At 63.0% G+C, this 26,165-nt stretch carries 23 protein-coding genes and 1 pseudogene; 9 read left to right on the plus strand and 15 right to left on the minus strand.

Going from position 1 to position 26,165, the window contains the following annotated elements:
- On the minus strand, positions 1–251 hold a 251-nt coding region (locus AC1DYM_RS19510; RefSeq protein WP_477341154.1), incomplete at its 3' end, for a hypothetical protein.
- Positions 248–1,765, minus strand: a complete 1,518-nt coding sequence (locus tag AC1DYM_RS19515; protein WP_477341156.1) for an efflux transporter outer membrane subunit — start codon at positions 1,763–1,765, stop codon at positions 248–250. The genes AC1DYM_RS19510 and AC1DYM_RS19515, both read right to left, overlap by 4 nt.
- A 122-nt stretch (positions 1,766–1,887) precedes the next feature.
- Between AC1DYM_RS19515 and AC1DYM_RS19520 the strand changes: the two genes are divergently transcribed.
- Entirely contained in the window at positions 1,888–2,682 is a 795-nt protein-coding gene (locus tag AC1DYM_RS19520; protein ID WP_477341158.1) for an undecaprenyl-diphosphate phosphatase, read from the plus strand.
- A 10-nt stretch (positions 2,683–2,692) separates the two neighbouring features.
- Positions 2,693–4,285: a winged helix-turn-helix domain-containing protein gene (locus AC1DYM_RS19525; RefSeq protein WP_477341160.1), complete on the plus strand. Its 1,593-nt coding sequence runs from the start codon at positions 2,693–2,695 to the stop codon at positions 4,283–4,285.
- Here the strand turns inward: AC1DYM_RS19525 and AC1DYM_RS19530 are convergent.
- On the minus strand, positions 4,258–5,367 hold the full coding sequence (locus tag AC1DYM_RS19530) for a serine hydrolase domain-containing protein (RefSeq protein WP_477341162.1): 1,110 nt from the start codon (positions 5,365–5,367) through the stop codon (positions 4,258–4,260). The two genes, AC1DYM_RS19525 and AC1DYM_RS19530, sit on opposite strands and share 28 nt — an antisense overlap.
- Before the next feature lie 86 nt (positions 5,368–5,453).
- Positions 5,454–6,437: a LysR family transcriptional regulator gene (locus AC1DYM_RS19535; protein WP_046965764.1), complete on the minus strand. Its 984-nt coding sequence runs from the start codon at positions 6,435–6,437 to the stop codon at positions 5,454–5,456.
- A 194-nt stretch (positions 6,438–6,631) separates the two neighbouring features.
- Between AC1DYM_RS19535 and AC1DYM_RS19540 the strand changes: the two genes are divergently transcribed.
- The 4 genes from AC1DYM_RS19540 to AC1DYM_RS19555 are packed head-to-tail and all read left to right on the plus strand — an operon-like array spanning position 6,632 to position 13,243.
- Positions 6,632–7,840, plus strand: coding sequence for an efflux RND transporter periplasmic adaptor subunit (locus tag AC1DYM_RS19540; protein ID WP_477341165.1), 1,209 nt, complete (start codon positions 6,632–6,634; stop codon positions 7,838–7,840).
- 5 nt (positions 7,841–7,845) lie between these two features.
- On the plus strand, positions 7,846–11,037 hold the full coding sequence (locus AC1DYM_RS19545) for an efflux RND transporter permease subunit (RefSeq protein WP_477341167.1): 3,192 nt from the start codon (positions 7,846–7,848) through the stop codon (positions 11,035–11,037).
- 2 nt (positions 11,038–11,039) lie between these two features.
- On the plus strand, positions 11,040–12,473 hold the full coding sequence (locus AC1DYM_RS19550; RefSeq protein ID WP_477341169.1) for an efflux transporter outer membrane subunit: 1,434 nt from the start codon (positions 11,040–11,042) through the stop codon (positions 12,471–12,473).
- Positions 12,470–13,243: an SDR family NAD(P)-dependent oxidoreductase gene (locus tag AC1DYM_RS19555; protein ID WP_477341171.1), complete on the plus strand. Its 774-nt coding sequence runs from the start codon at positions 12,470–12,472 to the stop codon at positions 13,241–13,243. Before AC1DYM_RS19550 ends, AC1DYM_RS19555 begins: the two co-directional genes overlap by 4 nt.
- Before the next feature lie 77 nt (positions 13,244–13,320).
- Here AC1DYM_RS19555 and AC1DYM_RS19560 read toward each other — a convergent pair whose 3' ends face one another.
- Positions 13,321–13,563: a hypothetical protein gene (locus AC1DYM_RS19560; RefSeq protein ID WP_477341173.1), complete on the minus strand. Its 243-nt coding sequence runs from the start codon at positions 13,561–13,563 to the stop codon at positions 13,321–13,323.
- Between the two features lie 129 nt (positions 13,564–13,692).
- Positions 13,693–13,905, minus strand: a pseudogene (locus AC1DYM_RS19565) (four-carbon acid sugar kinase family protein); the annotation flags it as partial.
- Between the two features lie 217 nt (positions 13,906–14,122).
- Between AC1DYM_RS19565 and AC1DYM_RS19570 the strand changes: the two are divergent.
- Positions 14,123–18,859, plus strand: coding sequence for an alpha/beta fold hydrolase (locus tag AC1DYM_RS19570; RefSeq protein WP_477341174.1), 4,737 nt, complete (start codon positions 14,123–14,125; stop codon positions 18,857–18,859).
- Between the two features lie 26 nt (positions 18,860–18,885).
- On the opposite strand, the gene AC1DYM_RS19575 is transcribed toward AC1DYM_RS19570, so the two are convergent.
- The 9 genes from AC1DYM_RS19575 to AC1DYM_RS19615 all read right to left on the minus strand — a co-directional run bounded on the left by AC1DYM_RS19575 (position 18,886) and on the right by AC1DYM_RS19615 (position 24,763).
- Positions 18,886–20,052, minus strand: a complete 1,167-nt coding sequence (locus AC1DYM_RS19575; RefSeq protein ID WP_477341176.1) for an AI-2E family transporter — start codon at positions 20,050–20,052, stop codon at positions 18,886–18,888.
- Positions 20,049–20,360, minus strand: coding sequence for a hypothetical protein (locus tag AC1DYM_RS19580; RefSeq protein WP_477341178.1), 312 nt, complete (start codon positions 20,358–20,360; stop codon positions 20,049–20,051). Before AC1DYM_RS19580 ends, AC1DYM_RS19575 begins: the two co-directional genes overlap by 4 nt.
- Positions 20,361–20,380: 20 nt before the next feature.
- A complete protein-coding gene (locus AC1DYM_RS19585; RefSeq protein ID WP_477341180.1) occupies positions 20,381–20,863 on the minus strand; it encodes a phage holin family protein in 483 nt (160 codons plus the stop codon).
- Between the two features lie 26 nt (positions 20,864–20,889).
- The gene (locus AC1DYM_RS19590; RefSeq protein ID WP_477341182.1) at positions 20,890–21,279 is read right to left on the minus strand and encodes an ElaB/YgaM/YqjD family protein; all 390 of its coding nucleotides are present in this window, start codon (positions 21,277–21,279) and stop codon (positions 20,890–20,892) included.
- A gap of 200 nt (positions 21,280–21,479) precedes the next feature.
- A complete protein-coding gene (locus AC1DYM_RS19595) occupies positions 21,480–21,638 on the minus strand; it encodes a DUF1328 domain-containing protein (RefSeq protein WP_046965775.1) in 159 nt (52 codons plus the stop codon).
- A 119-nt stretch (positions 21,639–21,757) separates the two neighbouring features.
- Positions 21,758–22,381 (minus strand): YbhB/YbcL family Raf kinase inhibitor-like protein, encoded by a 624-nt coding sequence (locus tag AC1DYM_RS19600; protein ID WP_477341184.1) that lies wholly within the window; start codon positions 22,379–22,381, stop codon positions 21,758–21,760.
- A 20-nt stretch (positions 22,382–22,401) separates the two neighbouring features.
- Positions 22,402–23,403 (minus strand): YheT family hydrolase, encoded by a 1,002-nt coding sequence (locus AC1DYM_RS19605; protein WP_477341186.1) that lies wholly within the window; start codon positions 23,401–23,403, stop codon positions 22,402–22,404.
- Positions 23,400–24,200 carry a lysophospholipid acyltransferase family protein gene (locus AC1DYM_RS19610; protein ID WP_477341188.1) on the minus strand — a complete coding sequence of 267 codons (801 nt, stop codon included), beginning with the start codon at positions 24,198–24,200 and terminating at the stop codon, positions 23,400–23,402. Before AC1DYM_RS19610 ends, AC1DYM_RS19605 begins: the two co-directional genes overlap by 4 nt.
- Positions 24,201–24,283: 83 nt before the next feature.
- The gene (locus AC1DYM_RS19615) at positions 24,284–24,763 is read right to left on the minus strand and encodes an Lrp/AsnC family transcriptional regulator (protein ID WP_477341190.1); all 480 of its coding nucleotides are present in this window, start codon (positions 24,761–24,763) and stop codon (positions 24,284–24,286) included.
- Positions 24,764–24,902: 139 nt separating this feature from the next.
- On the opposite strand from AC1DYM_RS19615, the gene phhA reads away from it, so the two are divergent.
- Positions 24,903–25,790, plus strand: coding sequence for a phenylalanine 4-monooxygenase (gene phhA, locus AC1DYM_RS19620; protein WP_477341192.1), 888 nt, complete (start codon positions 24,903–24,905; stop codon positions 25,788–25,790).
- 34 nt (positions 25,791–25,824) lie between these two features.
- Positions 25,825–26,109: a hypothetical protein gene (locus AC1DYM_RS19625; RefSeq protein WP_477341194.1), complete on the plus strand. Its 285-nt coding sequence runs from the start codon at positions 25,825–25,827 to the stop codon at positions 26,107–26,109.
- The last annotated feature ends 56 nt before the right edge of the window (positions 26,110–26,165 follow it).

The raw sequence follows: 26,165 nt of genomic DNA on the forward strand, positions 1-26,165 counted from the left end.
TCCTTGCCATCCTTGTCTTTGTCCTTGGCGTCCTTGGCGTCGCTGTCGTCGCTGTCGCCGTCCTTCTTGGCCTCGTCCTTGCCTTCGGCTTCGCCCTCATCGCCCGGCTTGCCGTCTTTACGGTCGTCGTCACGCTCGCCGCGCGGCGATTCGTCCCCATACTTGTGCAGGTACTTGTAGCGATACTTGAAAGGCAACGGCGCGGTGCCGGCTTCACCTTCGTCGCGTGGCTCGTCGTTTTCTGTGGTCATCGCGGGGAGTCCTTGCCGGCGTTGCCAGCCGGAAGAGCAGGAGCATCGTCGGCGTAGTAACCGCCGCCGAGTGCGTGGATAAGGGAGAGGTTCGCCGAGAGCATCTGGCTGGTGAGTTGCAGGCGCGCATCGCGCTGCTGGTCAAGCTGCATATCGGCGTTGAGCCAGGTACGGTCGTCGATAAGGCCCTTGGATCGGCGATCCGCCGCCTTGGTCCGTTGTGCCGCGCTCGCCTCGTACTGCCTGTCGACCTGCACGCGCTGATCGTCCAGCATCTGCAAGGTGGTGACACCCTGGGYGATCTGCCCGGCAGCCTGTACGACAGCGCCGTCGTACTGGGCTACCGCGCTGTCCAGCTGGGCCTGCGCGCTCTCGAACTGGGCACGCAGGCGGCCGCCGCTGAAGAGGGGCAATTGGATCGACGGGCCAATGTTGCCAAGCGAAAGGTCCGTGCGCGTGCCAGAACCGAGGTCGGGGTAAGTGCGAAGGAAGGCGCCCAGCGCCATCAGACTCACATCGGGGTAATAGGCCTTGCGTGCCTGATCGATGTTTTTCGACGAGGCCTCGATCTGCCAGCGCGCCGCGGTGATGTCGGGGCGGCGCGCCAGGAGGCCGAGCCGCGCGTCGGCGGGCAGGCTCGCGTCGGGCGTCGGCAAGGCTGATGGCGTCAGCGTGCCGAGATCCCTGGGCGAGACGCCGGCCAGGGCCGCCAACTGGACGACATCCAGGCTCGACGCACCCTCCAGCTGGGCGACGGCACGTCGCTGCTGCGCAAGCTGGCCGTCGGCCTGGTCGAGGTTGGTCGGATCGTCCAGCCCGCCGTGGACACGAAGCTCGACCAGTTCGCGGTAATCGGCCGAGCTGTGGGCGGCATGTTGCGCCACCGCCAGCCGGGCCTGCTGTGCCTGCCAGTCGTAGTACGTGTTGACCACGTTGTACTGCAACGACGTCGCGGCCGACGCACGCTCGGCCTCGGCGGCGCGTGCCTGTCCGACGGCGGCGGACACGGCATCCTTCTGCTTGCCCCACAGATCGATGTCCCAGGTGGCCAGAGCGCCAGCCGCACCGCTGTTGCTCCAGCTGCTGCCAGGATTGAGCTGGAATCGTTGCGCGCTGCCCGCCGCGCCGGGGACCTCACCCTTGACCGCCACATCGCTGTAACCGTGGTTTCCGCTGACGAGGCCACGCACCTGAGGGTTCAGCTCGGCCCTGGCGGAATCGACGGCACGCATGGCGGCGCGATAGCGGGCCTCCGCCTGCTCCATATCCGGCGAGCCACGCATCGCGAGGTCGACGATGTGATCCAGCTGCGGATCGCTGTAGCGCTTCCACCACTCCGGTTGCGGCCAGCCGGCTTGCGTCGTTGGCAAGCCGGCGATCGGTACGTCTTCGCGCGGAGCGAAGGAAGGTGGCCGCACGGCCGGCGCGCAAGCGCCCATAAGCAGGGCGGCACCGAGAACCGCAAGACGGCGTCCGTCACGTCGACGACGGAACCGGGGGGATGAAGACGCCATGGCATTCCGAATGAGGATTTCTTACGACAGGGAAAAATATCAGTGCAGCGCGTGCGCACCGCGTGATGGCGCCTGCCAGCGGCTAAGCTATGCCCCGCCCCCCCGTCCGGAATGCTTAGCCAGTGAACGACCTGATCAGCGCCATCCTCCTCGGCATCGTCGAAGGGATCACCGAATTCCTGCCCATCTCCAGCACCGGCCACCTGCTCATCGCGGAACGCTGGCTAGGCGCACGGTCGGATCTGTTCAACGTGGCGATCCAGGCCGGCGCGATCCTCGCGGTGACCTTCATTTACTGGCGAACACTCTGGAGCATGGTCCAGAACTGGCGCCGCCCGGAAACCCGCGACTACGTCATGAAGTTGGCGGTCGCCTTCCTGATAACGGCTGCGCTCGGCCTGGTCGTGACGAAACTCGGATTCAAGCTGCCGGAGACGATCACGCCGATCGCCTGGGCACTGATCGCCGGCGGCATCTGGATGATCGTGGCCGAGAAGGTCGCGATGAACCGGCCCGATCAGGTCGCCATCTCGTGGCGCGTGGCCATCCTCGTCGGCCTGGCGCAAATTATTGCGGGCATCTTCCCGGGTACGTCGCGTTCCGCCTCGACCATTTTCGTGGCCATGCTCGCGGGTACCAGCAATCGCGCGGCCGCCACCGAGTTTGCCTTCCTGGTCGGCATTCCGACCATGTACGCGGCCACGGGCTACGAGCTGCTGAAGACCTTCAAGCACGGCGGTGCGGCGGGTGAAGACTGGACCGGTCTCGCCGTTGCTTTCGTCGTCTCCACGATCGTCGCGTTCGTCGCGGTGAAGTGGTTGCTCGGCTATATCCGTTCGCACAAGTTCACAGCGTTCGCCGTGTATCGCATCATCCTCGGTATCGCCCTGCTGCTCCTGCTTCCCGCAGGCGGCTGAGTCACCGACGATGACCACCCGCTATCGGCTGCTCGATCTTACGATCGACCTGTCTCGCCAGCGGGTCGAACGCGGTGACGTCGTGCTCGACGTCACCGGTCTCAGCTTCCAGCTGCTGGCCTGTCTCGTTGAACGCGGCGATCGGGTCGTCGGCTTCGACGAGCTGATGGCGGTCGTCTGGGCGCCTGCCTTGGTGAACGAGGAAACCGTGACCCAGCGCGTGCGCCTGCTTCGCCAGGCGATCGGCGACGACGCGCGACAGCCCCGCTACATACGCACGGTGCGTGGGCGTGGGTACCAACTGGGCGCACTGCCTGAAAGCATGGCGGCGGACGCCGGGCGACGACGGCATTCGGTCTGGCCGGCACTGGCCGCGGTCGGCGTGCTGGCGGCGGTGGCGCTGGGCGCTGGCTTTCTCGGCCATGAGCAAAAGCCGGTGCCTACCGCCCAGCAGGAGTTGCTGCAGCGCGCGCACTGGTACGCAGCCATGGGCCAGCGCGACAACAACGAACGCGCCCTGGCGCTTTACGACCGGGCCTTGCACGAAGCACCCGACGATGCCGATGCACTGACTGGCGCGAGCCGCACGCGGTCGGCGCGCACCTGTCTTTACAACACCGGTGCGGATGACGCCCGCGATGCCTTGCGGCTGGCAAGCCGTGCGACCGCGTTGCGACCCGACCTTGCCGTCGCGTGGTCCGCGCTCGGCTACGCCCACGATTGCCTTGGTGACATTTCAGGAGCGATTGCCGGCTATGAACATGCCGTGCAGCTCGACCCCGCCGACGACGCCAGCCGCTCGTCGGCTGCTTATCTGTATCAGGAGCAGGGCCGCCTCGCCGATGCCCTGCGTTCCAATCTCGACATGCGCCGCGACCCGGGACGCGTGCGCTTCCGCGATGTGCAGGTCGCGCGCGAGTACGAGCTGCTCGGCTTCAGTGCCGAAGCGGAAGTCCGCTTTCGACGCGTTTTCGAACTGACGCCCGACAGTGTCTTCTCGAACATCGCCTGGCCCGCCTTTCTTTTCGCGCACGGCCGCTTCGACGAAGCACGCGCGGCGGTGGCGCAGGCACGAACACGCGGCACCCCGCGAGCCGAACTCGCCCAGCTCGATGGCGAGCTCGCCCTTCGGCGTAACGATCGCGTCGCTGCCGCCAACGCGTTCGCTGAGGCCCATGCGCTACGCCCGGATTCGCGACTGGCGACGACGCTTACCACGGTGTACGGCGCCACTCCGGCAAGCACAGCGTGGCTCACGCAGCGGATCGCCGACACGCGCGCCAGCCTTATCGACGATCCCTGGCCGGCGAGCCGCATGGAGCTTGCGGTACTGCTAGAGGCCATTGGCGACAAACGGGGAGCACTTGCCGCCCTATCCGACGCCGTCGACAAGGGCTGGCGCGACGCTGGCTACCTCCGCGCCTCGCCGTTGTTTGCCGCCATCGCGAGCGACCCCGCGTTCGATGCCGTGCTGGCAGCGATCGATCGTCGCGTGGCAGCGGAGCGGGAACGTGTTCTTTCCGCCCCATGGTGTCCGCCGGAGTTGAAGGTACGGCAGCCCACCGACGCCGAGCGTCAGCGAGACAGGGACTTGAGGATGTAATCGCGGAAGATGGCTTGCGATTGCGGATGGGCGAAACTCTTGTTGTAGGCCTTGCTGGTGATCACGGTCACCAGGCCACGCTCGTGCAGCACGAAGACGTAGTTGCCGCCGTTACCGCTCATCGCCCACACCTTCGTGTCGACGCCATCGATCGGGAAGCGGAATTGCCACCACAGGTAACCGTAATCGGCGTCATCGCGGGCCTGGGCGTGCGGGCTCAGCATCGCCGCTACCCAGGCCTTCGGCAACACCTGCTGGCCGTGCCACCGGCCGCCATCGGCAATCAGCGAGCCGATCTTCGCGAGGTCGCGCGATCGGTACCGCGTACCGCCACCGCCCATGCCGACGCCCTCGCTCGAGGTGTTCCATGTCACCTGGGTGATCCCCAGGGGTTGCTCCAGTACCTCGCGGGCGAATCGGGCCAACGGCATCTTCGTCGCCCGCTCGACCACCGCTCCGGCAAGAAAGGCACCCGCCGTGCAATACGAGAACGTGCGGCCATACGGTGAGTCCTTGGGCCGGGCCACCCACGGCGCGTAACCGCGAATCGGGATGTTCAGGGCGAAGTCCAGCCACCGCTCGGAGACGTACATGCGCTCCTCGTTGCCCGCGGAGAACTGATTATCGTCGTCGCATTCGAGGATGGAACTCATGGTGATGAGGTCCTCCAGGGTGATCGCCGCCCGGCGCGGGTCCGGGTGATCCACCGGGATCTCCGGGAAGAACGCATAGACGGGTGCCTTCACATCGCGGATCGCGCCGCGCTGGATAGCGGCGCCAACGAGCATGGCCGTGAGGCTCTTGCTGGCCGACCGGACATCGTTGAGCAGGTCGGCCGAGCCGTCGTTGAAGTAGTGCTCGTAGACGAGGCGGCCATGGTCGACCACGAGCACGCTGGTGATCTGCTTGAAGCTGCCGTCGGCCACCTTGTCATCGAGACTGCCGAGCGTGGCGGTGTCCCAGCCGAGCTGGGCCGCGTCGGCGACGGGCCAGCCATCGGTGGTGGCGCGGGGCGGCTGGTACGAAGTCGCCGCCACCGGCAGGGCGACGACGAGGATCAGGGCAACGAGGGCAAGGCGCATGTCGAGGGCTCCATGGGAAGAGCCCCGAGTGGACCTTCAGGCGCCCTGAAGTGCCTGAAGTCCGGGTGAAGTTTTATGAAGCCGGGTTACGCCACCGCCGCGATGGGCGCCGGGCCGAGCTTGCGAATCCGGTCCAGCTCGGCCATCTGCGCCTGCACGATCTGGCACTGCGGCGTGCTGGTGCGCTGGAACAGCTCGCTGGTCCACTCGATGAAGGCCTGTACGCGGGCCGATAGATGACGCTTCTGCGGGTAGACGATCCAGAGGTTGGAGCCGGTCGAGATCGTGTCGGTCATGATGATCTCGAGCAGGCCCTTGTCCAGCGCGCTCGCGGCGAGGCAATGCGGCGCCTGGATGACACCCAGTCCAGCGATGGCGGCCTGGATCACCGACTCGCCGTCATTGATCATCATGTGTGCATCGACATCGACGGACACGCGGCCACTCGGGGAGTCGAACTGCCACTGCGACGGCTTGCCGGTGCTCGGGTGGACGAAATTCACCGTGCGGTGCGTCTTGAGGTCTTCGATGGTGGTCGGCACGCCATGGCGCGCGAGATAGGCGGGCGAAGCACAGAGGACGTTGCTGAAATGGCCGATCTTGCGGGCGATCAGGCTGGAATCGGCCAGTTCACCCATGCGGATGGCGCAATCGAAACCTTCCTCGTTCAGGTCGAACGGGAAGTCGCACATCGTCAGTTCGAGGCGGATATCGGGAAACTTCGCCTCGAATTCGGCGAGGTTCGGAATGATCGCCGCGCGCCCCACGGCGGACGACGCCGCCACCCTCAACTTGCCTGCGGGCTTGGTTTTCGCGTAGCCCAGGGCCTCGGTGGCCTCGGTGAGATCGGCGAGGATCTCCTTGCAACGTGCGTAGAACGCGGAGCCATCGTCGGTCAAACGCAATGATCGTGTCGAACGGAAAAACAGTCTCGCCCCCAGGCTTTCCTCGAGGCGGGAAATCGCCCGACTGACACCCGACGGCGTCATCTCTAGATGCTGCGCCGCGGAAGAAAAGCTCTTGGCCTCAACCACGCGGACAAAAACGCTGATAGCGGAAAAGTCTTCCATCGCCGACTCCGGGGATCTTCATTCGTGACTGTGAATCACAGGCGCGATGATTGTAGACCCATTTAAGCCTTGACGAGCAAGACCTAGATTACGCCCCCTGAGACGGACCGGCTTGATCTCAACCAAGGTTGAGGTTGCATCCTGCGCCGCCGCACGACTTTCCCGCCTACTCATCAAGCTCTCAGGACCTCGTCATGAAGAAGAAACTCCTATTCGGTTCGTCCGCACTCGCTGTCGCGATCGCCTCGGCGCTCGTCCTCGGTGCCGGCGGCTCGCCGACCCACGCCGCCGAACCGGCCGCCGCCAAGCCGGCTCCCGAGGTCACCGTGGCGCAGGTCCTGCTGCGCCCCGTCTCGGATGCCAATGCCTTCACCGGCCGCATCCAGGCCGTGGACACGATCCAGATCAAGCCCCGTGTCAGCGGTTACGTCGACACCGTGCATTTCCGTGAGGGCGCGACGGTAAAGAAGGGCGATCTGCTCTTCACCATCGATCCCCGCCCCTATCGCGCCGAGAGCGATCGTCTTGCCGCCAACCTCGCCCAGGCCAAGGCCGAGGCGAAGAACGCCGACGCCAATGCCGCGCGCGGCAGCAAGCTCGTCCAGCAGCACGCCGTCTCGCAGGAAGAAGCCGATCGCCTCGATACCGCCGCGGCCAGCGCCAAGGCGCAGGTGGCCTCGGTGCAGGCGGCGCTGGATAACGCCCGCCTCAATCTCTCCTTCACCGAAGTCCGCGCGCCGGTCGACGGCAAGGTCAGCAACGCGCAGATCACCGCGGGCAACCTGGTGACCCCGACCGACACGCTGACCAGCGTCGTCACCGTCGATCCGATGTACGTCTACTTCGATGTGGACGAGCAGACCTTCCTCAAGCTCGACCGCCTGCGCCGTGCGAATGGGCATGCACCGGACGTCGAGATGGGCCTGGCCGACGAACAGGGCTACCCGCATGTCGGCAAGATCGACTTCGTCGACAACCAGATCCGCGCCGGTGCGGGGACAATCCGTCTGCGCGCCGTGTTCCCGAACACCGACGGCGCCTATACCGCCGGCCTGTTCGCGCGCGTGGAACTGCGTAGCGGCAACACCCAGCCGCGCGCGCTGATCGACGATAAGGCTGTCGGCACCGACCTCGGCAACAAGTTCGTCTATGTCGTCGGCAAGGACAAGAAGGTCGAGTACCGCCGCGTCTCCACCGGTGCCCTGGTGGATGGCCTGCGCGTGGTCGACTCCGGCCTCAGCGCCGAGGACGTCGTCGTCGTAAACGGCCTGCAGCGCGTGCGCCCCGGCGTAGAAGTAAATGCAAAGCGCGTGGCGATGGCCTCGCTGGTGCCGGAGAGCGCGCGTAACGTCGCCGCCGCCCGTCCTGCGGGCGTCGACAGCGTGGCGCAGAACCAGGACTGATCCTCATGAAAATCGCGCAATATTTCGTTGAACGCCCCATCCTGGCGGGCGTGCTGTCGGTGCTGTTCCTGATCGCGGGCGGTATCGCCGTGTTCAAGCTGCCGATCAGCGAATACCCGGAGGTCGTCCCCCCGACCGTCGTGGTGAAGGCGAGCTATCCCGGCGCCAACCCGAAGGTCATCGCCGAAACCGTCGCCACGCCGCTCGAAGAGCAGATCAACGGCGTGGAAGGCATGCTCTACACCTCCTCGCAGTCGACCAGCGACGGCCAGATGACCCTCACGGTCACCTTCGCCCTCGGGACCGACCTCGACAACGCCCAGGTTCAGACGCAGAACCGTGTTTCGCAGGCACTGCCGCGCTTGCCTGAAGAAGTGCAGCGTCTCGGCGTCACGACGACCAAGAGCTCGCCCGACCTGACCATGGTCGTGCATCTTACCTCGCCGGATAGCCGTTACGACATGCTCTACCTGTCGAACTACGCCCGTACACGCATCAAGGATCAGCTCGCCCGTCTCGACGGCGTGGGTGACGTCCAGCTGTTCGGCGCCGGTGAATACAGCATGCGCGTGTGGATGAACCCGGAGAAGCTGGCGATCCGCAACCTGACCACGGGTGACGTGATCAAGGCGGTCCGCGAGCAGAACATCGAAGTCGCCGCCGGTGCGCTCAACGCGCCCCCGGGGCCGAACTCGAACGCCTTCCAGGTCAACATCAACACGCAGGGCCGCCTCGTCACCGAGGATGACTTCCTCAACATCATCGTGCGCAGCGACCCGACAGGTTCGGTCACCCACCTGCGCGACGTCGCACGCGTGGAACTGGGCTCGAACAACTACGCCCTGCGTAGCCTGCTGAACAACCGCGAAGCCGTGGCGATCCCGATCTTCCAGCGTCCCGGTTCGAACGCCATTGCGATTTCGGATGAAGTGCGCGCCGAGATGGCCACGCTGAAGAAGGACTTCCCGCAAGGCGTCGACTACACCATCGTCTACGATCCGACCGTGTTCGTTCGCGGCTCGATCGAAGCCGTGGTGCATACGCTGTTCGAGGCGATCATCCTCGTCGTGCTCGTCGTGATCCTGTTCCTGCAGACCTGGCGCGCGTCGATCATCCCGCTCGTCGCCGTACCGGTATCGTTGATCGGTACGTTCGCCGTGATGTATCTGGTCGGCTTCTCGCTCAACGCGTTGTCGCTGTTCGGACTGGTGCTGGCGATCGGTATCGTCGTCGACGATGCGATCGTGGTCGTGGAGAACGTCGAGCGACACATCGAGCACGGGCTCGATCCGAAGATGGCCACGCGCCAGGCCATGACCGAAGTCACCGGACCCATCGTCGCGACGGCACTCGTGCTGTGCGCCGTGTTTGTCCCCGCCGCGTTCATCAGCGGCCTGACCGGCCAGTTCTATCGCCAGTTCGCCCTGACCATCGCCATCTCGACGGTGATCTCCGCATTCAACTCGCTGACGCTCAGCCCCGCGCTCGCTGCCTTGCTGTTGAAGGGCCGCGACGAGCCGAAGGACAAGCTCACGGTCATGATGGACCGCGGCCTCGGCTGGATCTTCCGTCCGTTCAACCGTACGTTCGAGCGCGCTTCGAACGGTTATGTCGGTGGCGTCAAGAAGATCCTCCGTTTCGCAGTGGTGATGCTGGTGCTCTACGCCGGTCTCGTCGGCCTCGGTGTACTCGGCTTCGCCCGGACCCCGACCGGCTTCGTGCCGCCACAGGACAAGCAGTACCTCGTCGCCTTCGCGCAGCTGCCGGATGCGGCATCGCTCGATCGCACCGAAACCGTGATCCGCGAAATGGGTGACATCGCCCTGAAGGATCCGGGTGCCGCGAGTGCCGTGCAGTTCCCCGGCCTGTCGATCAACGGCTTCACCAACAGCACCAACTCGGGCATCGTCTTCGTGACGCTGAAGCCGTTCGAGGAACGTCGCGACAAGGACCTCTCGGCCGACGCCATCGTCGCGCGCCTCAATGCCAAGTTCGCCTCGATCCAGGGTGCCTACATCGCGATCTTCCCGCCGCCGCCGGTCAACGGCCTCGGCACGATCGGCGGCTTCCGCGTCCAGCTCGAAGATCGTGGCGACCTCGGTTTCGACGAGCTCTACAAGCAGACCCAGGGCATCATCGGAGCCAGCCAGAAGACGCCGGAACTCGCGCATCTGTTCAGCAGCTTCCAGGTGAACGTGCCGCAGTTCGACGCCGATATCGATCGTGAGAAGGCGAAGTCCGAAGGCATCGACCTGGGCGACGTGTTCCAGACCATGCAGGCGTACCTCGGTTCGCTCTACGTGAACGACTTCAACCGCTTCGGCCGCACCTATCAGGTGAACGTGTCCGCCGAGCCGTCGTTTCGCCACGAACCGTCCGATGTCGTGGGCCTCAAGACCCGCAATGCCGCCGGCGACCTGGTGCCGCTGGGCTCGTTCCTGACGATGCGCCAGACCAACGGTCCGGATCGCGTGCAGCATTACAACGGCTATCCCACTGCCGAGATCAACGGCGGCGCGGCTCCGGGTTACAGCACGGGCCAGGCGCAGGATGCGATGGAGAAGCTGCTCAGCACGAGCCTGCCGAACGGCATGAGCTACGAGTGGACCGAGCTGACCTACCAGCAGATCCTCGCCGGCAACACCGCGGTACTGGTGTTCCCGCTGTCGGTGCTGCTCGTGTTCCTGGTGCTTGCCTCGCTGTACGAGAGCCTTAGCCTGCCGCTGGCCGTCATCCTGATCGTGCCGATGGTGCTGCTGTCTGCCATTGCCGGTGTCATCGTGACTGGCGGGGACAACAACATCTTCACCCAGATCGGTTTGATCGTGCTGGTGGGCCTTGCCTGCAAGAACGCCATCCTGATCGTCGAGTTCGCTCGCGAAGCGGAAATCGAAGGCATGAACCGTGTGGACGCCGTGCTCGAAGCGGCCCGCCTGCGACTGCGTCCGATCCTGATGACCTCGTTCGCCTTCATCATGGGCGTGGTGCCGCTGGTGACCTCGCACGGTGCAGGTGCCGAGATGCGTCATGCGATGGGCGTGGCGGTGTTTGCCGGCATGCTCGGCGTCACCTTCTTCGGCCTGATCTTCACCCCGCTCTTCTATGTGCTGATCCGCGGCTGGAACGAGCGCCAGGCAGCGAACCGTGCGGCACGCCGCGAACGTCGCCTGCTCGAACACGCGGCCCGGGAGTCGTGATCATGAAAATCGTATTCCGTACTACGGCACTTTTCGCGGCCCTCGTCCTCGCCGGTTGTGCGAGCGTGGGGCCCGACTACCACGCACCGAAGGAAGCACCGGTCACGCTGCAAGGCGTCGACCCGGCGCAGCAGACCAACGAAGCGTTCCAGGCGCAGTGGTGGAAGCAGTTCGGTGACCCGACGCTGGACAGCCTGATCGTCCGCGCGGCGAAGGGCAGCCCGGACCTGAGGATCGCAGTTGCCCGCCTGAAGCAGGCGCGCGCCGCCCTCGGCACCGCGAAGTCACAGCAGATTCCGGATGTCGAGACCGGCGTGGATTATTCGCGTGCACGGGAACAGCAGCCAGGCTTCACCGACCAGCGCCAGACGATCACGTCGTATCAGGCAGGCTTCGACGCCTCGTGGGAACTCGACCTGTTCGGCGGCATCCGTCGTTCGGTCGAGGCCGCGCGTGCCGATGCCGGCGCCGGCGAGGCGTCGCTGCAGGATGCGCAGGTCACCTTGTTTGCCGAGGTCGCTCGCAACTACTTTGACCTGCGCGGCACGCAGCTGCGTATCGACGTGGCCAAGCGCGACATCACCAACCAGCAGGACTCGCTGAAGGTGATCAATGCGCGCGTGGAGGTCGGCACCGGGGCGGAGCAGGATCTCGCCTCCGCGAAGGCTCGCCTTGCCTCGGTCGAGGCGCAGTTGCCGGTGCTCGAAACCCAAGCCCAGGCCGACCAGTTCCGCATCGCGGTGCTGCTTGGCGAGCGCCCGGGCGAGCTCGACATCGACCTCTCGCCGGCCACGTTCAAGCCGATCGACGTCAGCCTCGCCATCGGTGGTGCCGACGAAGTGCTGCAACGCCGTCCGGACATCCGCATCGCCGAGCGCGAGCTCGCCGCCGCCAATGCACGTATCGGTGTGGCCAAGGCCGACTACTTCCCGCATATCACCCTGGGTGGTTTCGTCGGTTTCCTTGCCGGTCGCAGCAATGACTTTGGCGGTGCGGATTCGCGGGCATGGCAACTCGCCCCGAGCATCTCCTGGTCGGGCCTGAACGTACAGCGCGTGGCGTCCGGCGTGAGAGGCGCGCGGGCGCGCGCCGAGGAAGCCCAGGCGAATTACGACCGTACCGTGCTCAGCGCACTGGAAGATGTCGATAACTCGCTCGTCGGCTTCAACCAGCAGCGCATTCGCGTCGAGAAGCTCGTGGTGCAGGCGAAGGAAAGCCGGCGCGCCGCCGAACTGGCCAAGCTTCGCTACGACGCTGGCCGCACCGACTACCTCGAACTGCTCGATGCGGAACGTACCCAGCTCTCGGCCGAAGACCAGCTCGCGGAAGCCGAGGCCGGTATCAATACACGTGCCGTGTCGCTGTACAAAGCGCTCGGTGGTGGCTGGCAGGCCTGCGGAAACAACGCGTGTAGCGAGGTTGCGAAAGCCCCATGAGCGCCGCGAAGGTTCATCGCCTGCCCGTGCAGACGAAGCGATCGAACCCGACCGCCGTTGAACCGCCGCTCAGCCAGCGTATCGCGCTGGTGAGCGGCGCTAATCGGGGTATCGGACTTGAGGTCTCCAAGCAACTCGCATCGCTCGGTGTCACCGTGTTCATGGGCATGCGTCAGCCGGGGAAGGGCGAGAAGGCCCTGAAGGCCGTGCGTGACATGGGGGGCGACGCCTACGCGATAAAGCTCGATGTCACGCGCACCGCGGACATCGAGGCTGCCATCGCCAATATCGACGGTCGTTTCGGGCGGCTCGACATCCTCGTGAACAACGCGGGGGGCTACTTCGACCACGACGCGCGCGTCTCCAAGCCGGACCTCGAAGCGATTCGAGGTGCGTTCGATACCAACCTGCTCGGCGCGTGGTGTCTGACGGCGGCCGCCCTGCCGTTGATGCGTCGCCATGGCTATGGCCGTGTCGTCAATGTTTCAAGCGAGTGCGCGGTAAGCAATATGTGTGGCGAAACCGCACCGGCGTACCGCATATCGAAGGCAGCGCTCAATGCCTATACGCAGGTCGCCGCGCGCGAGCTTGAAGGCAGCGGGATCCTCGTGAACGCCGTTTGTCCGGGCTGGACGGCCACGGCGCTCGGCGGCAGTGGTGGACGACCCGTGGCCGAAGGCGCCGAAGGTATCGTCTGGGCTGCGCTTCTCTCCGAGCGTGAGGCTGCCAACGGCGGCTTTTTTCGAGATCGGTTGAAGCTTTCCTGGTAGATATGACACTGGCTACGACCATTTTGCGCATGTGCGCAAAATGGTCCACCGGGCGTCATTGACGGCCTTGTCCTGCATCATCCCTCGTCGGCCTTCATTCGCTTCGCCTTCTCTCGCTCAAGCTGCGGGATGCTCTTCTGAGGTACCGGCAATGCCTCGGGCATGGTTCCGCCGAGCTCACGTATCGTTGCACGCACACGCTGACCGACGGCGTGGTGCATCTTGTTTGCCTGTGCCTTCGTACCTACGAGCTCCTTGCGAAGCTTCTCCTCTGTCTGCGTAGACCGGAACAGGTTGGCAGCCAATTCGATACTGCCCATGTGGTCAAGTATCTCTGCGTGCCTGCACCGCAAAGTAGATTTGTCCCCTGCGCAACAACCGTCTTCGCGTGACCCCCGTTCTGGACAATCAGATAGCACGCGTAGCGTCGAGCCGATCGATCCCGCCAGAGACATGCCTTGGTAGACAGCGCGACGTTCGCGAGTAAAAGCAGGACAGACGATCGGCACGGCGAGACACGTCGCCGCAAGCGCCTCGGTGACTGACTGGATACTCCGCTGCGTGGTGGAGTCGAACCTGCGGCAGTGATGAGTTTCACGCAGTCCAGCATCGGAACTGCGAGCAAGGCGCCGGAGTTGATGGCGGTGCTGAGAAGCGATTATGGGCGCGGATTCGGCAGCCGAAACGTCAACTTCTTAATTCGGATCAGCACCGACCCAAGTCAGACCTTAATTTTTCCGCGCCGACGACGATATTTTCGTGTAAACCGGGATCACGCGACACCCGAACCGAGGAGACAAGGAAGTGAATCCATACGACACCTTGGCATCATCACTTAGAAGCTTGGTCTTAGCACGCCACGATATAGACGACTGCATCGTGAAACGAACCGAACGTATCGATCGAACAGAATACAGTGTGTTCTACGTTTCACGATTCCTCGTCGTACAGAGCGAACTAGATCGACTCGCTGCTGCGACTGTCGATCCCTCGATTCGATTGACGTTCACACAGATCTCATCATTACCCACGGGTAGCGCGAGCCACGTGGACGCCATCTTGTCGCACATTCCTCACGTCGACTCCGTCACTGCGAAAGAATGGGAGTCCGTTCTTCATGGGATAACTGGTCAGATCTGCAGCGTCGCCTTGGAAGAAGTGACTGAAAAACCTCGCACGGGAAAAATCACGTATCGCGACAATGCCAGTCACACATTAGTCCATGAGGCCGCCGACAATGTATCGGTCAGCCATCGTCCGGCTATCACCGAGGCGGAGCCAAAGAACGACGCTGACGGGTACATGATGCCATCCTCGATCGGTGACCTGATAAGGAAGTCCGTTGCATCCTTTCCGAGACAAACGTGTGTTTTTACCCAGCAAGATGGAACACGATCGACACAAACATATGCCGAGCTTTATGCAACAGCACTCCGGACTGTCGGCCTCGTCCGATCCAAGGAAGTACACGCTGGCGATACGGTGATCATACTCAACGACGACATTGAAAACTTCGTAGTAGCGATATGGGCGTGCTTTCTCGGAGGGTATGTGGCACTGCCGCTGCCTGCCCTTGGGACAACCGATGACGCCGAGGCTGCAACTCGGCGTTTTATATCGATCCGGTCATCACTGGATCGCGTTGCTGTCCTGGGATCGAGAGTCGCGTGTTGTCGCGTTCAACAAGTTGCGGATGTGGGAGAAAGTGAGACGGTCTTAATCCACCAGGAGGATGCCGATTCTTCAAGATCCGTCGATCCCTATGATTCCGGAGAGGACCCTGTCGCCCTGATGTTGACGACTTCGGGTAGTACCGGCACACCAAAAATTGTCACACTTCGACATAGCGCGATCATTGCAGAGGTATGTGGATGCATCCTGCGCTTTGGCACTTCAGAAAGAGACGTGTTCTTTCACTGGATGCCTATGGAGCATGGTGCAAGCATCGCGATGATGCATGTTCAGGCTCTCTATTCCGGGGCCAAGCAGGTTCTCGTGCCGACGCAGCGGATACTCGCTGATCCCCTCCTTTGGTTGGACGAGATGAGTCAGCTCAAAGCGAGCGTTACCTGGGCGCCGCAATTTGCCTATTCGATGCTATTGGACCGCCTGGAACAGCCCGTCCAACGGAAGATCCGATCCTGGGATCTACAATGCATGAGGCTCATGTTCAATGGCGGTGAGGCTATCGTACCGAGAAGTATGACTCGCGTGCTCGCGAGGCTTCAGGATTTCGGTCTTCCCCCAGACGCCATGTGCCCAGCCTGGGGAATGTCGGAGACGGCCTCGGGGATCATCTTCATGCCATTTCAAGTCACGGATTACGCGGAGAGCGACGTATTCGCCTGCGTGGGCAGGCCAATTGCGGGGACTCGCTGCAGGATCGTCGATGATAACGACATTGTCGTAAGCGAGAGCAAGCCGGGGCACCTTCAGGTAAAAGGTCCAACGGTAACGAGCGGCTATCTGTACAACGCAATAGCCAACGGTGAAAGTTTCACGCTGGATGGCTGGTTCAGAACCGGCGACCTGGGGTTCATCACAGGCGGATCGCTAACTATCACCGGCAGAAGTAAAGACACCATCATCGTCAACGGAAACAATTTTTATTCTCACGATCTGGAGTCGATCGTTGAGGAGCTACCCTTCATTGAGCCGTCGTTCACAGCTGCCTGTGCGATTCGTCCACCTGGCGCTGCAAGTGACAGGCTGGCAATCTTCTGCAGTATAAGAGGCGACACACCGACGGACCTTGCGAGGGATGGCATCCGGAATCACCTCTATGTCAATGCCCGCGTGTCACCAACGTGGATCGAGTTCGTAGCGCCCTCGGATGTTCCAAAGACGGATCTTGGGAAAATACGACGCGCCGAACTCGCAGCTCGCTACAAAGGCGCTCTCATCCCCACTCAGCCAGGAATCGGCTCCTCCATATCGACGTTTCCAGCCTGGCATTACACCGAGAAATGGCGAGCCGGCAGTTTCCTCTCCCCTCCTGCGATGCCCGAAAGCGTCTTGATTCTCGAAGGCGGAGAGTCGTGCGTCGCAAGCTCCCTGGCCCGATCGCTTGCAAGCGCAGGCGTCGCGGTCCGGACAGAACGTGTCGCCCCAAATGAGCTCAGCGATTATCGATCCTGCTTTGCATCCATCTTCGCAGACGTCCGCGCGAAGATGCCGACGCTTGTTGTGTATTACGACGTTTCGGATGGTCGCGACGAGCTTACTGGATCGGACACCTACGGCCGCTATCTCGATCGCTGTGCCTGGATCTCCGCTTTCGCTCGCGGATTTAGCGAGGCACTTCCACGCATCCGCCTGGTGGTCGCTCTCTCGCGATCCGAGGCTGTAACTGCTGGCGATCGCATACAGATGGATCGCGTGGCATTCCGTGATCTTCTAAGGGTCGCATCGATCGAGCACCCCGGCTTTTCGTTTTCCTGTATTGACGTAGAGCGTGATGATGAAAGTGGCGCGCAACATGTTCTGGCCGAGCTGACGCATTTCAGCGCTGAGCGTCGAGTCGCATGGAGAGATCAGGTTCGATATTTGCCTCGGCTTATCCCTACATGGAGTTCACAGTACGCCGGTGAATTCCCTCATCCTTTTCGTGATGGCGGCACGTACATCCTTACCGGTGGCCTGGGCGGAATCGGCTCGACGCTATCGCTATATCTCACATCGACGTATCAAGCCCGGATAGCGGTGATCGGCCGACGATCTTTCGCTGAGATCGAAGCAGACGAAAGGTCAGTTGATGTACTCACCGAACTCTCTCGCAGGGTGGGCTTTACCTATGTGTCGGCGGACGTTGCAAATGGGGCCGAGCTCACAGGAGCCCTTGATGAACTGGAGAAGCAAGGGTTCGGATCTGTCGACGCTATCTTCCATATGGCAGGACATTTCGAGACAGAGGAGCTGACCGAACTGACGCGCGACGACTTCGATCAATCGGCCAGAGCGAAGGTATTAGGAGCACTTCACCTCACGGCGTGGGCACGCCTCAGGGGTTCTCCCGTCATATTATTCTCGTCGGCCATGGCCTATAGCGGCGCCGCAAGGTGCGGCGCGTACTGTTCTGCGAACGGCGCGATGGATGCCATTGCGAGAACAGAGATGGAGCATGGTGGGATATGCAAAAGCTATGGCTTTGGAATCTGGTCTGAAAAAGGGATGGCGGCCCGACTGGGAACCACCGCGTCACGCCTGCTTCTGGATTACCCGCCAATGGTGTGGGCGCAAGCTCTCGCGAGTCTGCAGGCGGCAATGACGTGTCCGGATCCCTGGATGCTTATCGGCGTAAATGCTCGAGGACCGGAACTTCGTCGACACGTCGGTTTCGACACACAACCCGTCATTGAATGCGTTGCGTGTGTTACAGACAAGGCGCTGCACGAGAGACTCGCTCAGATTATGGATCGAGTATGCATACTGGGAAGCTCGAAGATCCCAGTGCCGTGTTCGATTCGATACGTTTCCCGGCACGCCACTGCCTCCGACCCTGCGTTTTCCCATGCACTTGCTGCGATATCAAACATCTGGCATCGCATTTTGATGACGGAGACCGCCGATCACAACACCGATTTCTTCACCGCTGGTGGAGACTCGATACGCTGGACACAGCTCCATCACGCGCTGGAGGAGCACTTCCACGTGTCGATCAACTGGTCGGATGCGCTTGCCTGTAGGACGATGACCAGACAGGCGTCTCTCGTCCTCAATGCCGTGGCAGGGTTGCCCGCCGACCCTCAAGATGGACACCAGGACTTTGGGTACCAGGGAAACCGCGTTTCGTTCAGGATTATCGGGACGCTTGGCGTCGGCTCGACCCCCAAATTGATTGTACCTGCCGCGTTCCAGGGCATGTATGGCGTGCCGCACTTCGAGAACCTTTTGAGTCACGATGGAGCGGTCGTTGTTGTCGAACTTCCGGGTTTCGAGGATTCGCTCGCAGCCGCGCCTGATGCCGGCCCTTTGTTTCTGATGGCATGCCTGGGCGCCTTACTGGACCACCTCAATCTCTCTAAGGTGGATTTGATCGGTGTGTCGATGGGATGCATACCGTCGTATATGCTCGCTTGCGAGAGACCGGACGCAATCCATCGTCTTGTATTGATCGGCTTTGGCGCGGAGATCTCAGATGAGACGATGAGAGAATTCGAACGCGGACGCCACTGGCTCGACGAAGGCGATACCTTTGCGTATGCCGGACACCTCGTCGCCTTGGCTTCCTGCAACGATCCGATGGTTTATATACATAACAGGGATGAGGTTCGGAACATATGCCTTCAGCGCCTTCAGCGGCTCGGGCTCGACGCGTTCTGGGCTTTTAGAGAACCGCGGCGCTCGTTGCAACCACGACTTTATTCTGATGGCAAGGCATTCCCTGGGCCGACATTGGTGATCACCGGTGAACACGACGCACTTTCGCCAATCGACGCCGTGCATATATGCGCGTCAAGTTTGCCGAACGCAATTCTGGCGACCGTGAAGGGCAGCGATCACTTGGTGATAATGCAGCGTACCGAACAACTTGCCGAGGCACTGATAGCCTTTCTGGATGATCGCAACCTGGATGGACTGCCGTGTCTCAATGAAATCGAATCCATTCGAAGATGATTTATCCCCCGCCGGCGACACGTTCCTTAGCGCGAGATCATATGCGCGAACCATTCCCACCCGCGCAACTTGGCAGTGATGAGCTTCACGCAGGTCAGCATCGGCACGGCGAGCAAGGCGCCGGGAATGCCCCAGATCCAGCCCCAGACGAGGAGCCACAGCAGGATGGCGACGGGGCTCAAACGCGAGCGACGCCCCTGCAACATGGGCGTCAGCAAGTTGCCTTCGATGGCCGTGATGCCGGCGAAGGTCGCCGCTGGCAGGAGCGCGGGGCCGAGCTCCTGGAAGTGCAGTACGCCGACGACGGAGAGAATCGTCGTGGTCGTAATCGCCCCGACATACGGAATGAAGTTGGCGATCGCGGCGACCGAGCCCCACAGCAGCGGATCCGGCACACCGTAGAGGTAAAGCATGCCTGCCGTCACCAGGCCGAGCGTGACGTTGATCGCCGCCGTCAGTAGCAGGTAACTCGACACTTCGGTCTGGATGCTTCGCACGATACTGACCGTGTGTCGCTTGTACGCGAACGTGGGCGATATCTCGACCGCTCGCCGGAGGATCTCATCACCGTAGACGAGGAAGAAGAACACCAGCAACGCCACGGTCAGCACGCTGGCCAGCACCTTCGGCGCACCGGCGACGATGTCCCACGCAGTGAAGTTGAAGTCGTTTGCCGCCTGCGGCGCGTTGCGCGCGACCGTCCCGCCGACCAGAGTCTGCGTGGCACGGCTGGCAGCCTCGATCTGCTGCGTCATCGGCTTGATCTTCGGCGCGAAGGTACGCATCGCCGCCGGAGCCTCGTGGAACCAGTTCAGCGCAGGCGTCGACAAGGTCGCCACCGCAGAGACCAGCCCCAGCCCGAGCAGCAACATGACGGTCACCGCCGCGAACCAGCGTGGCAGGCGGATGCGCGCGGCAGCGACCACGATGGGATTCAGCGCCAGCCCGATGAAGGCGGCAAGCACCAGCGGAACGAGGAGCGATTTGCCGATGGCGACCGTGTAGACCGTCGCGAGCAAGATCATCCCGGTCAGGGAAATGCGAATGGCGCGGAGGTGACGCGATATGCGACGCGTGCTACGGCTGCTGCCCGGCTTACGGCGCGAGCGTGCGAGAGCGAGCGACGACACGGCAACACCCGGCGAGGCTGCTTCCGGCGCCGGCGTAGGTAACGGGCTGGGGAAGTCGCTCACGCGACTTCATCAGCCACGTCGGCCGTGGCATCCGCAGCATCGCCGGCAAAGTCGCCGAGGAAGCTGCCGGCAGCCATGGATATCACCTTGCCGATGATATCCGCGGTGCCGCCGGCCACGAGGCCACTCACTCCAGGAACCGCGAGCGGATTGACCTTGATGCTACTGAGGAGCACACCGGAACCTGCGGCAATGCCGAGCACTGTCAACGGGTATTCGTAACCCCGGGCGATCAATGCCGCCGCCGGTTGCACGGTGGCTTCCCGTGCGAGAGCGACTTCCGCGCGGGCCTTGGCGACTTTCGCCATGCTGTTGAAAATCCCCATCGTCAGCTCTCCACCTTCAGCTCGCCTTCGGCCTTGCCCTGCCTCGCCGCTTCGCGGGCAAGGCTCGCCAACTCAGCCCGCGAGGCAGGAAGGGTAAGCCAGTGCATGGCGCGACGAAATACCAGAATGGCAACGACAAGGAGGATCAGCTGCAACCCTGCGAGTGCGGTGAGTGCCCATGCCCATGAACCGAACCACTGAGCGAGACCCCAACCAGCCAGGGCCAGCAAGGTGAATCCAAGCGCCACAGCGAAGACAATCGCAGCCAGCCCCATGAACAGCATCACGGTCACGCCACTCCGGGCCAGCCCGAGCTCGGCGGCGGCAAGACGCAGCTGAGCGCCAAACAGGCTCTTCAGACCGACGCCCAGCCTGCGCACATCGTCGAACCACGCAGGCATCGTCACGCCGCCCAGCTTGGGCGCATCGGCCCCTGCCGTCGGTTCGTCCGCCCTACTCTGCCCCGAGGGACCGTCTTCCAACATGCGTCTAGCCCCCGGGGAGAAGTGAATCAGCTACGCAGGATACGACCGGCGAGCCAGCCGGCAGCGATCGCCATCGCGATGGACTGTACCGGCTTCTCACGAACATAGTCGCGCGCGGTATCGAGCCAATCGTTCGCGGTGTCGACGGCTTCGCCGTAGGCTTCCTTGCCGCGAAGCTTCGCCTCTTCCGCCTTCTCAGCCGCGCGCGTCGCGCCATAGGCGGCCTTGTCGGTGGCGTTGTGCAACGAAGATTCCACCTTGTCCGCCGCGCGATCCACGACATCCTTGGTGCGGTCGACGGCGTCGGACGTGGCCTGCTTCACTCGCTCGGCGCTGGCGTCGATACGTTCGGCAGCCGTTACGGTGTTCGCCGCAGCGGTTGCGGCATTGGCGACATGGTCGGCGGGCTTGTTCATAACGAAGTTCTCCGGAAGCGGGGTAGGACAAGTTAGGACAGGATGAGTGAGGTAAAGGTCATCGTTGCCACGGTGTCGCAGGCAGTGCAATGGCGCGGCCGCACTATCGCGCGACCACGCGCAGACCGGAACTGAGGCGGTGGCGTCCGCCGCCGGGAGGTCCCTTGCGGCGACAAGGACACCGCGCCAGCCCATGAGGGCTAGACGCTACGACCGCGGAAGAACGAAATGATGGCCAGGATCAGGAAGATGACGAAGAGAATCTTCGCGATGCCGGCGGCCGTGCCCGCTATACCGCCGAAACCGAAAACCGCGGCAATGATCGCGATGACGAGAAAGACGAGGGCATAGTGCAGCATGGTCGGGTACTCCAGTGAAGGGATGGCGCGGTACCCATTTAGGCCCGGCCCCCGCGCATGCCGCGTGAAGTTATGCTCCGTGACTCAAACGTCGTTCAGCCTCACGCTTCACCTCGCCGTCACGCCTTCACTTTGGGATTGAGCGAGTAAGTGCCGGTAATGACCGCTTCGTCCACCACGTGCCCCTTGATGACGTCGCGCAACTCGGCCAGCGAGAACCCGTTTTCGAGCGGCACCGTGTCGACATCCAGCGCATAGACGTGGAAATGGTAGTGATGGGCAATGGAGTCGTTCCAGGGCGGACAAGGGCCGTCATACCCGTGGTAATGACCTTCCATGTCGCGATCGCCCTTGAACCAGCCCGTGTAGCTGTTGAGGCCCTGGACCGAGCCCGGCGGGCCGACCGGATCCTTCTTGCCGCGGGCTACGATGCCTTCGCCGCAGGCGCCTTCACCCAGTTCCCGGCATTCCAGAGGGATGTTGGCCATCAACCAGTGCACGAACTCCACACGCGGCAAGGCGCGTGGTACTTCACGCCCTTCCACGTTGACGTCGTCCGGCTTGGACGGCACGTCCGTATCGATCACGGCGATGGCGAACGACTTCGCCGTCGCCGGCACCTCGGTCCAGGCCAGGTGCGGCGTAACGTTCCCCGCCGGTTTGATGGGCTCGCCGATCTCCATGAAGGCGTACGTGGCCGGGATGGGCTTGCCGTTCTCGATGCTGTCGCTCTTCAGGCGCATGGGGATCTCCTCGTTGGGTTTCAGCGGGCGATCGCGTTGAAACGGGCCGCGATGTAGTCGTCCGTAAAGCTGGTCATGCTGAAATCGCGTATGAAGCCGCAATGGCCGCCGTAGCTTGCGATATCGAGCTCGATATTCGGCGGCAGGCGCAGGGCATGGAACGCGCCGATCGGAATGACCGGGTCGTCGCTCGAGGTCAGGATGGTGGCCGGAACGTGCATGTTCATCAGCCGGTCGCCGGCGATCGAGTAGCCGTCGAGATAGGCCTCGAGTGAACCGAAGTCCGTGTGACGCAGGACCAGGGAGGCCGTGAGCTCACGCATGTTCTGCTTGAGCTCGTTGAGCTCGAAGTACGTCTGCTGTGGGAACGCCTCCTGCTTGAGGCGGAGCGACCGGCGCCATTTCTGCATGAAATAGGCGTGGTAGATCCACGGCGCTTCCTTCTCGAGCGAGAACAGGCCCTCGGCCGGATCCACGATGGGGCAGACCGCGAGGACATAGTCCAGCGGCACGCCCTGCGACGGCGCCAGCATGGCCGCGCGCAGCGCGAAATTCCCGCCGAGCGAAAACCCCGCCACGCCGATCGTCTTCGCCGGGAACATCCGGGCGATCTCGCCGAGGGCGGTGACCACTTCGTCGATCCGGCAGGAGTGGAACAGCGCCTCGTTCAGCCCATGACTGTCGCCGTGATCGCGAAAGTTGAGGCGGAATACATCCCAGCCATCCTCGAGGAGACGGCTACCTGTCTGCAGCACGTAGGTCGAGTCGACGCTACCCTCCCAGCCGTGGAACAGGATCGCCAGTCCGCGTGACTCGCGGCCGGTGGCCTGGGCCGTGTAACGACCACTCAGCCGATCGCCCTTGCCCACGTCGACGAGCACTTCCCGCGCGTCCACTTGCACCTGGTGTGCCCGTTTGGGCAGCAACCGACGGCGGACGCCGCTGGAGGAAAGCATGGTCTGGATGTGCCCGCTGCGCAGCGGCCACGGCGGCAGGAAGTCTGAGCCTTTAGGCAGACTCATGCGGGCGTATCGGTGTCCAGGGCCAGCGCGATGCGCTCGCGCGATGCCTCGGCCATCCGCCGGCGGCCATCGGCCGATACCGGCACGGGCTCGAGGAAGTGCACTTCGACGTCCAGCGGGGCCTCGCCCAGCAGGCGGATGACATTGCCCATGAAGGTCTCGTTTTCACGGAATCCGGCGTCGATCACCCGGCGGCCCTGGCGGGCGAAGCGCAACGCAACCGGCTGGACCGGCACCTCGGCATCGAGCGCGGCCTGGAAGATGCGGGCATGGAAGACACGAAGGATGCCGTTGTGGCCGGTACCGCCCTCGGGAAACACCGCCACCGCACGTCCCTCGTGGAGGCGCTCGACCATCACCGCCATCACCGAGGCCAGCGAATGGTTGCTGCCGCGCCGGTGGAAGATCGTGCCGCCACGCGCGGCCATCCAGCCCACCAGCGGCCAGCCGGCGATCTCGGCCTTGGCGACGAAGCAGGCGGCACGTTGCGAATGCACCACGGTGATATCGAGCCAGGAGGTGTGATTGGCCACGAAGAGGACCGGGTCAGCCAGCGGCGTGCCAAAGCGGCGGCTGCGGAAGCCGAAGATGCGAAGCAGCAGGACCGACCACAGCCGGATCGCGCGGTGGGCGAACGGCTCGCGACCGTTCTTCATCACGCCGCCGGCCCAACTGAGGACGAAGGTGCAGATCAGGATGGCGAACACGATGTGCAGCAACACCAGCGGGACTCGCCATAGATAGCGAAGCGGACGCATGCGGTCGCGGGAGCTCAGGTTGGCGGTGGTGGCTTCCATCAAGAACACAAGATTAACGATGGCTGGGCCGTGCCGCTAGAGGAAGTTGTCTTTGTTCTTAAGAGACGCGGGCTTGCGATCCGCTAGACCACCACGTTACCGAGCGGCAAGGCCGTCGAAGCCTTGACCGTGCGCAGGACAAAGCTCGTATTCACGTCGGCGACGCCAGCTGCGTTGAGGAGGCGGTCGAGCAGAAAGCGTGAGAATCCTTCGAGGTCCGCGACGTAGACCTGGAGCAGATAGTCCATGTCACCCGTCAGGGCGTAGCAGGACACCACCTCGTCCCACTCGGCAACGCGCTCGGTGAACTGGTCGATCGCCTCGGCCTCGTGCCGGGAAAGCTGCACCCGGACGAAGGCCTGGAGCCCCAGGCCGAGCGACCGCGGTTCCAGGCGGGCGCCGTAACCGGCGATCACGCCATCGGCCTCGAGCTTTTGCATGCGACGCAGGCAGGCCGAGGGCGAGAGGTTGATCTCCGCCGCCAGTTCGGCATTGGTGATCCGGCCGTGGGTCTGCAGGGTTGCCAGGATACGGAGATCCGTGCGGTCCAACGTCGCTTGCATGTTTATTTCGCCATTGACCTGCGTGGAGACATATTGTTGCACTAGACGCCCTTTGACGCGCAATAACACAAGCCTATTGCGGCCATTCCCGGCTAAGCTGGTTTTCCGATAACCCGCAGCAGCCCCAAGGAGGCCCGCCATGGACACCCCCCGTCGCGTCGAACACCAGCAGACCGACCGTGGCTACGTGCCCGTCTACGCGACAGGCACCGTGGAGCAGCCTTGGGAGAGCTATTCGAAAACGGACCACGAGGTCTGGGACACGCTTTACAAGCGCCAACGCGAGCTGCTGCCGGCTTACGCCTGCCAGGAATTCCTCGACGGCGTTGAGCGCTTCGGTCTGGGCGATGGCGGCATCCCGCGGTTCTCCGACCTGAACAAGGTGCTGGGGGACGCCACCGGCTGGGAAGTCGTGGCCGTGGAAGGGCTGTTGCCTGACGAGGTCTTTTTCGACCACCTGGCCAACCGCCGTTTTCCGGTCAGCTGGTGGATCCGCAAGCCGGATCAGCTCGACTACCTGTCCGAGCCGGACCTGTTCCACGACCTGTTCGGTCACGTGCCGCTGCTGCTCAACCCCGTGTTCGCCGATTACATGCAGGCGTACGGCAAGGGCGGCATGAAGGCACACGCGATCGGCCCCGRAGCCCTGATGAACCTGACACGCCTGTACTGGTACACGGTGGAGTTCGGCCTGATCCGCACGGACAAGGGCCTGCGCATCTACGGAGCGGGCATCGTCAGCTCGAAGGGTGAGTCCATCTACTCGATCGATTCCGCGGCGCCAAACCGCATCGGCTTCGACCTGGAGCGTGTAATGAACACCCGCTACAGGATCGATACCTTCCAGCAGACCTACTTCGTCATCGACGATTTCGCCCAGTTGTTCGACGCCACGGGTCCGGACTTCACGCCGATCTACGGCAAGCTCGCCGATAGCTCGGCGGTGGCGGCCAGCGACGTTCTTCCCGGCGACCACGTCTTCCACCGCGGCACCCGTGAGGGCTTCGCTTCAGGCGCAGACAACTGAATCTCAACGATGGCCTAACGAATGGGCCTCTACGATGGACTTACTTTCCGCTGAACAGGGTGTGTCCATCGTGGTCGTCTTCGATATTCCGTTCGAGTCCGTGGGTCCGGGTCTCTGGCTGTTGCAGAAGAACGAAGCGGAATATGGTGAATTCTGTTCGAGGGACGACGCGCTGGAATGTGCCCTCAGCGAAGCGCGCCGTATCCAGCGCCTCGATGCGCTCTCCGACATCGTGCTGAACATCGAAGGAAATGATGGGCGCTGGCGCGCCTTCGACACGTCGATCCGGCCTTACGCGAGCCGTAGCCGCACTATCTGATTCAGATGCTTTGATTTCCCTGGCGGGCGGGTGGGTCGATGACTCGCCCGCCCGTT

The sequence above is a fragment of the Luteibacter sp. P1_D3 genome (assembly GCF_056406135.1).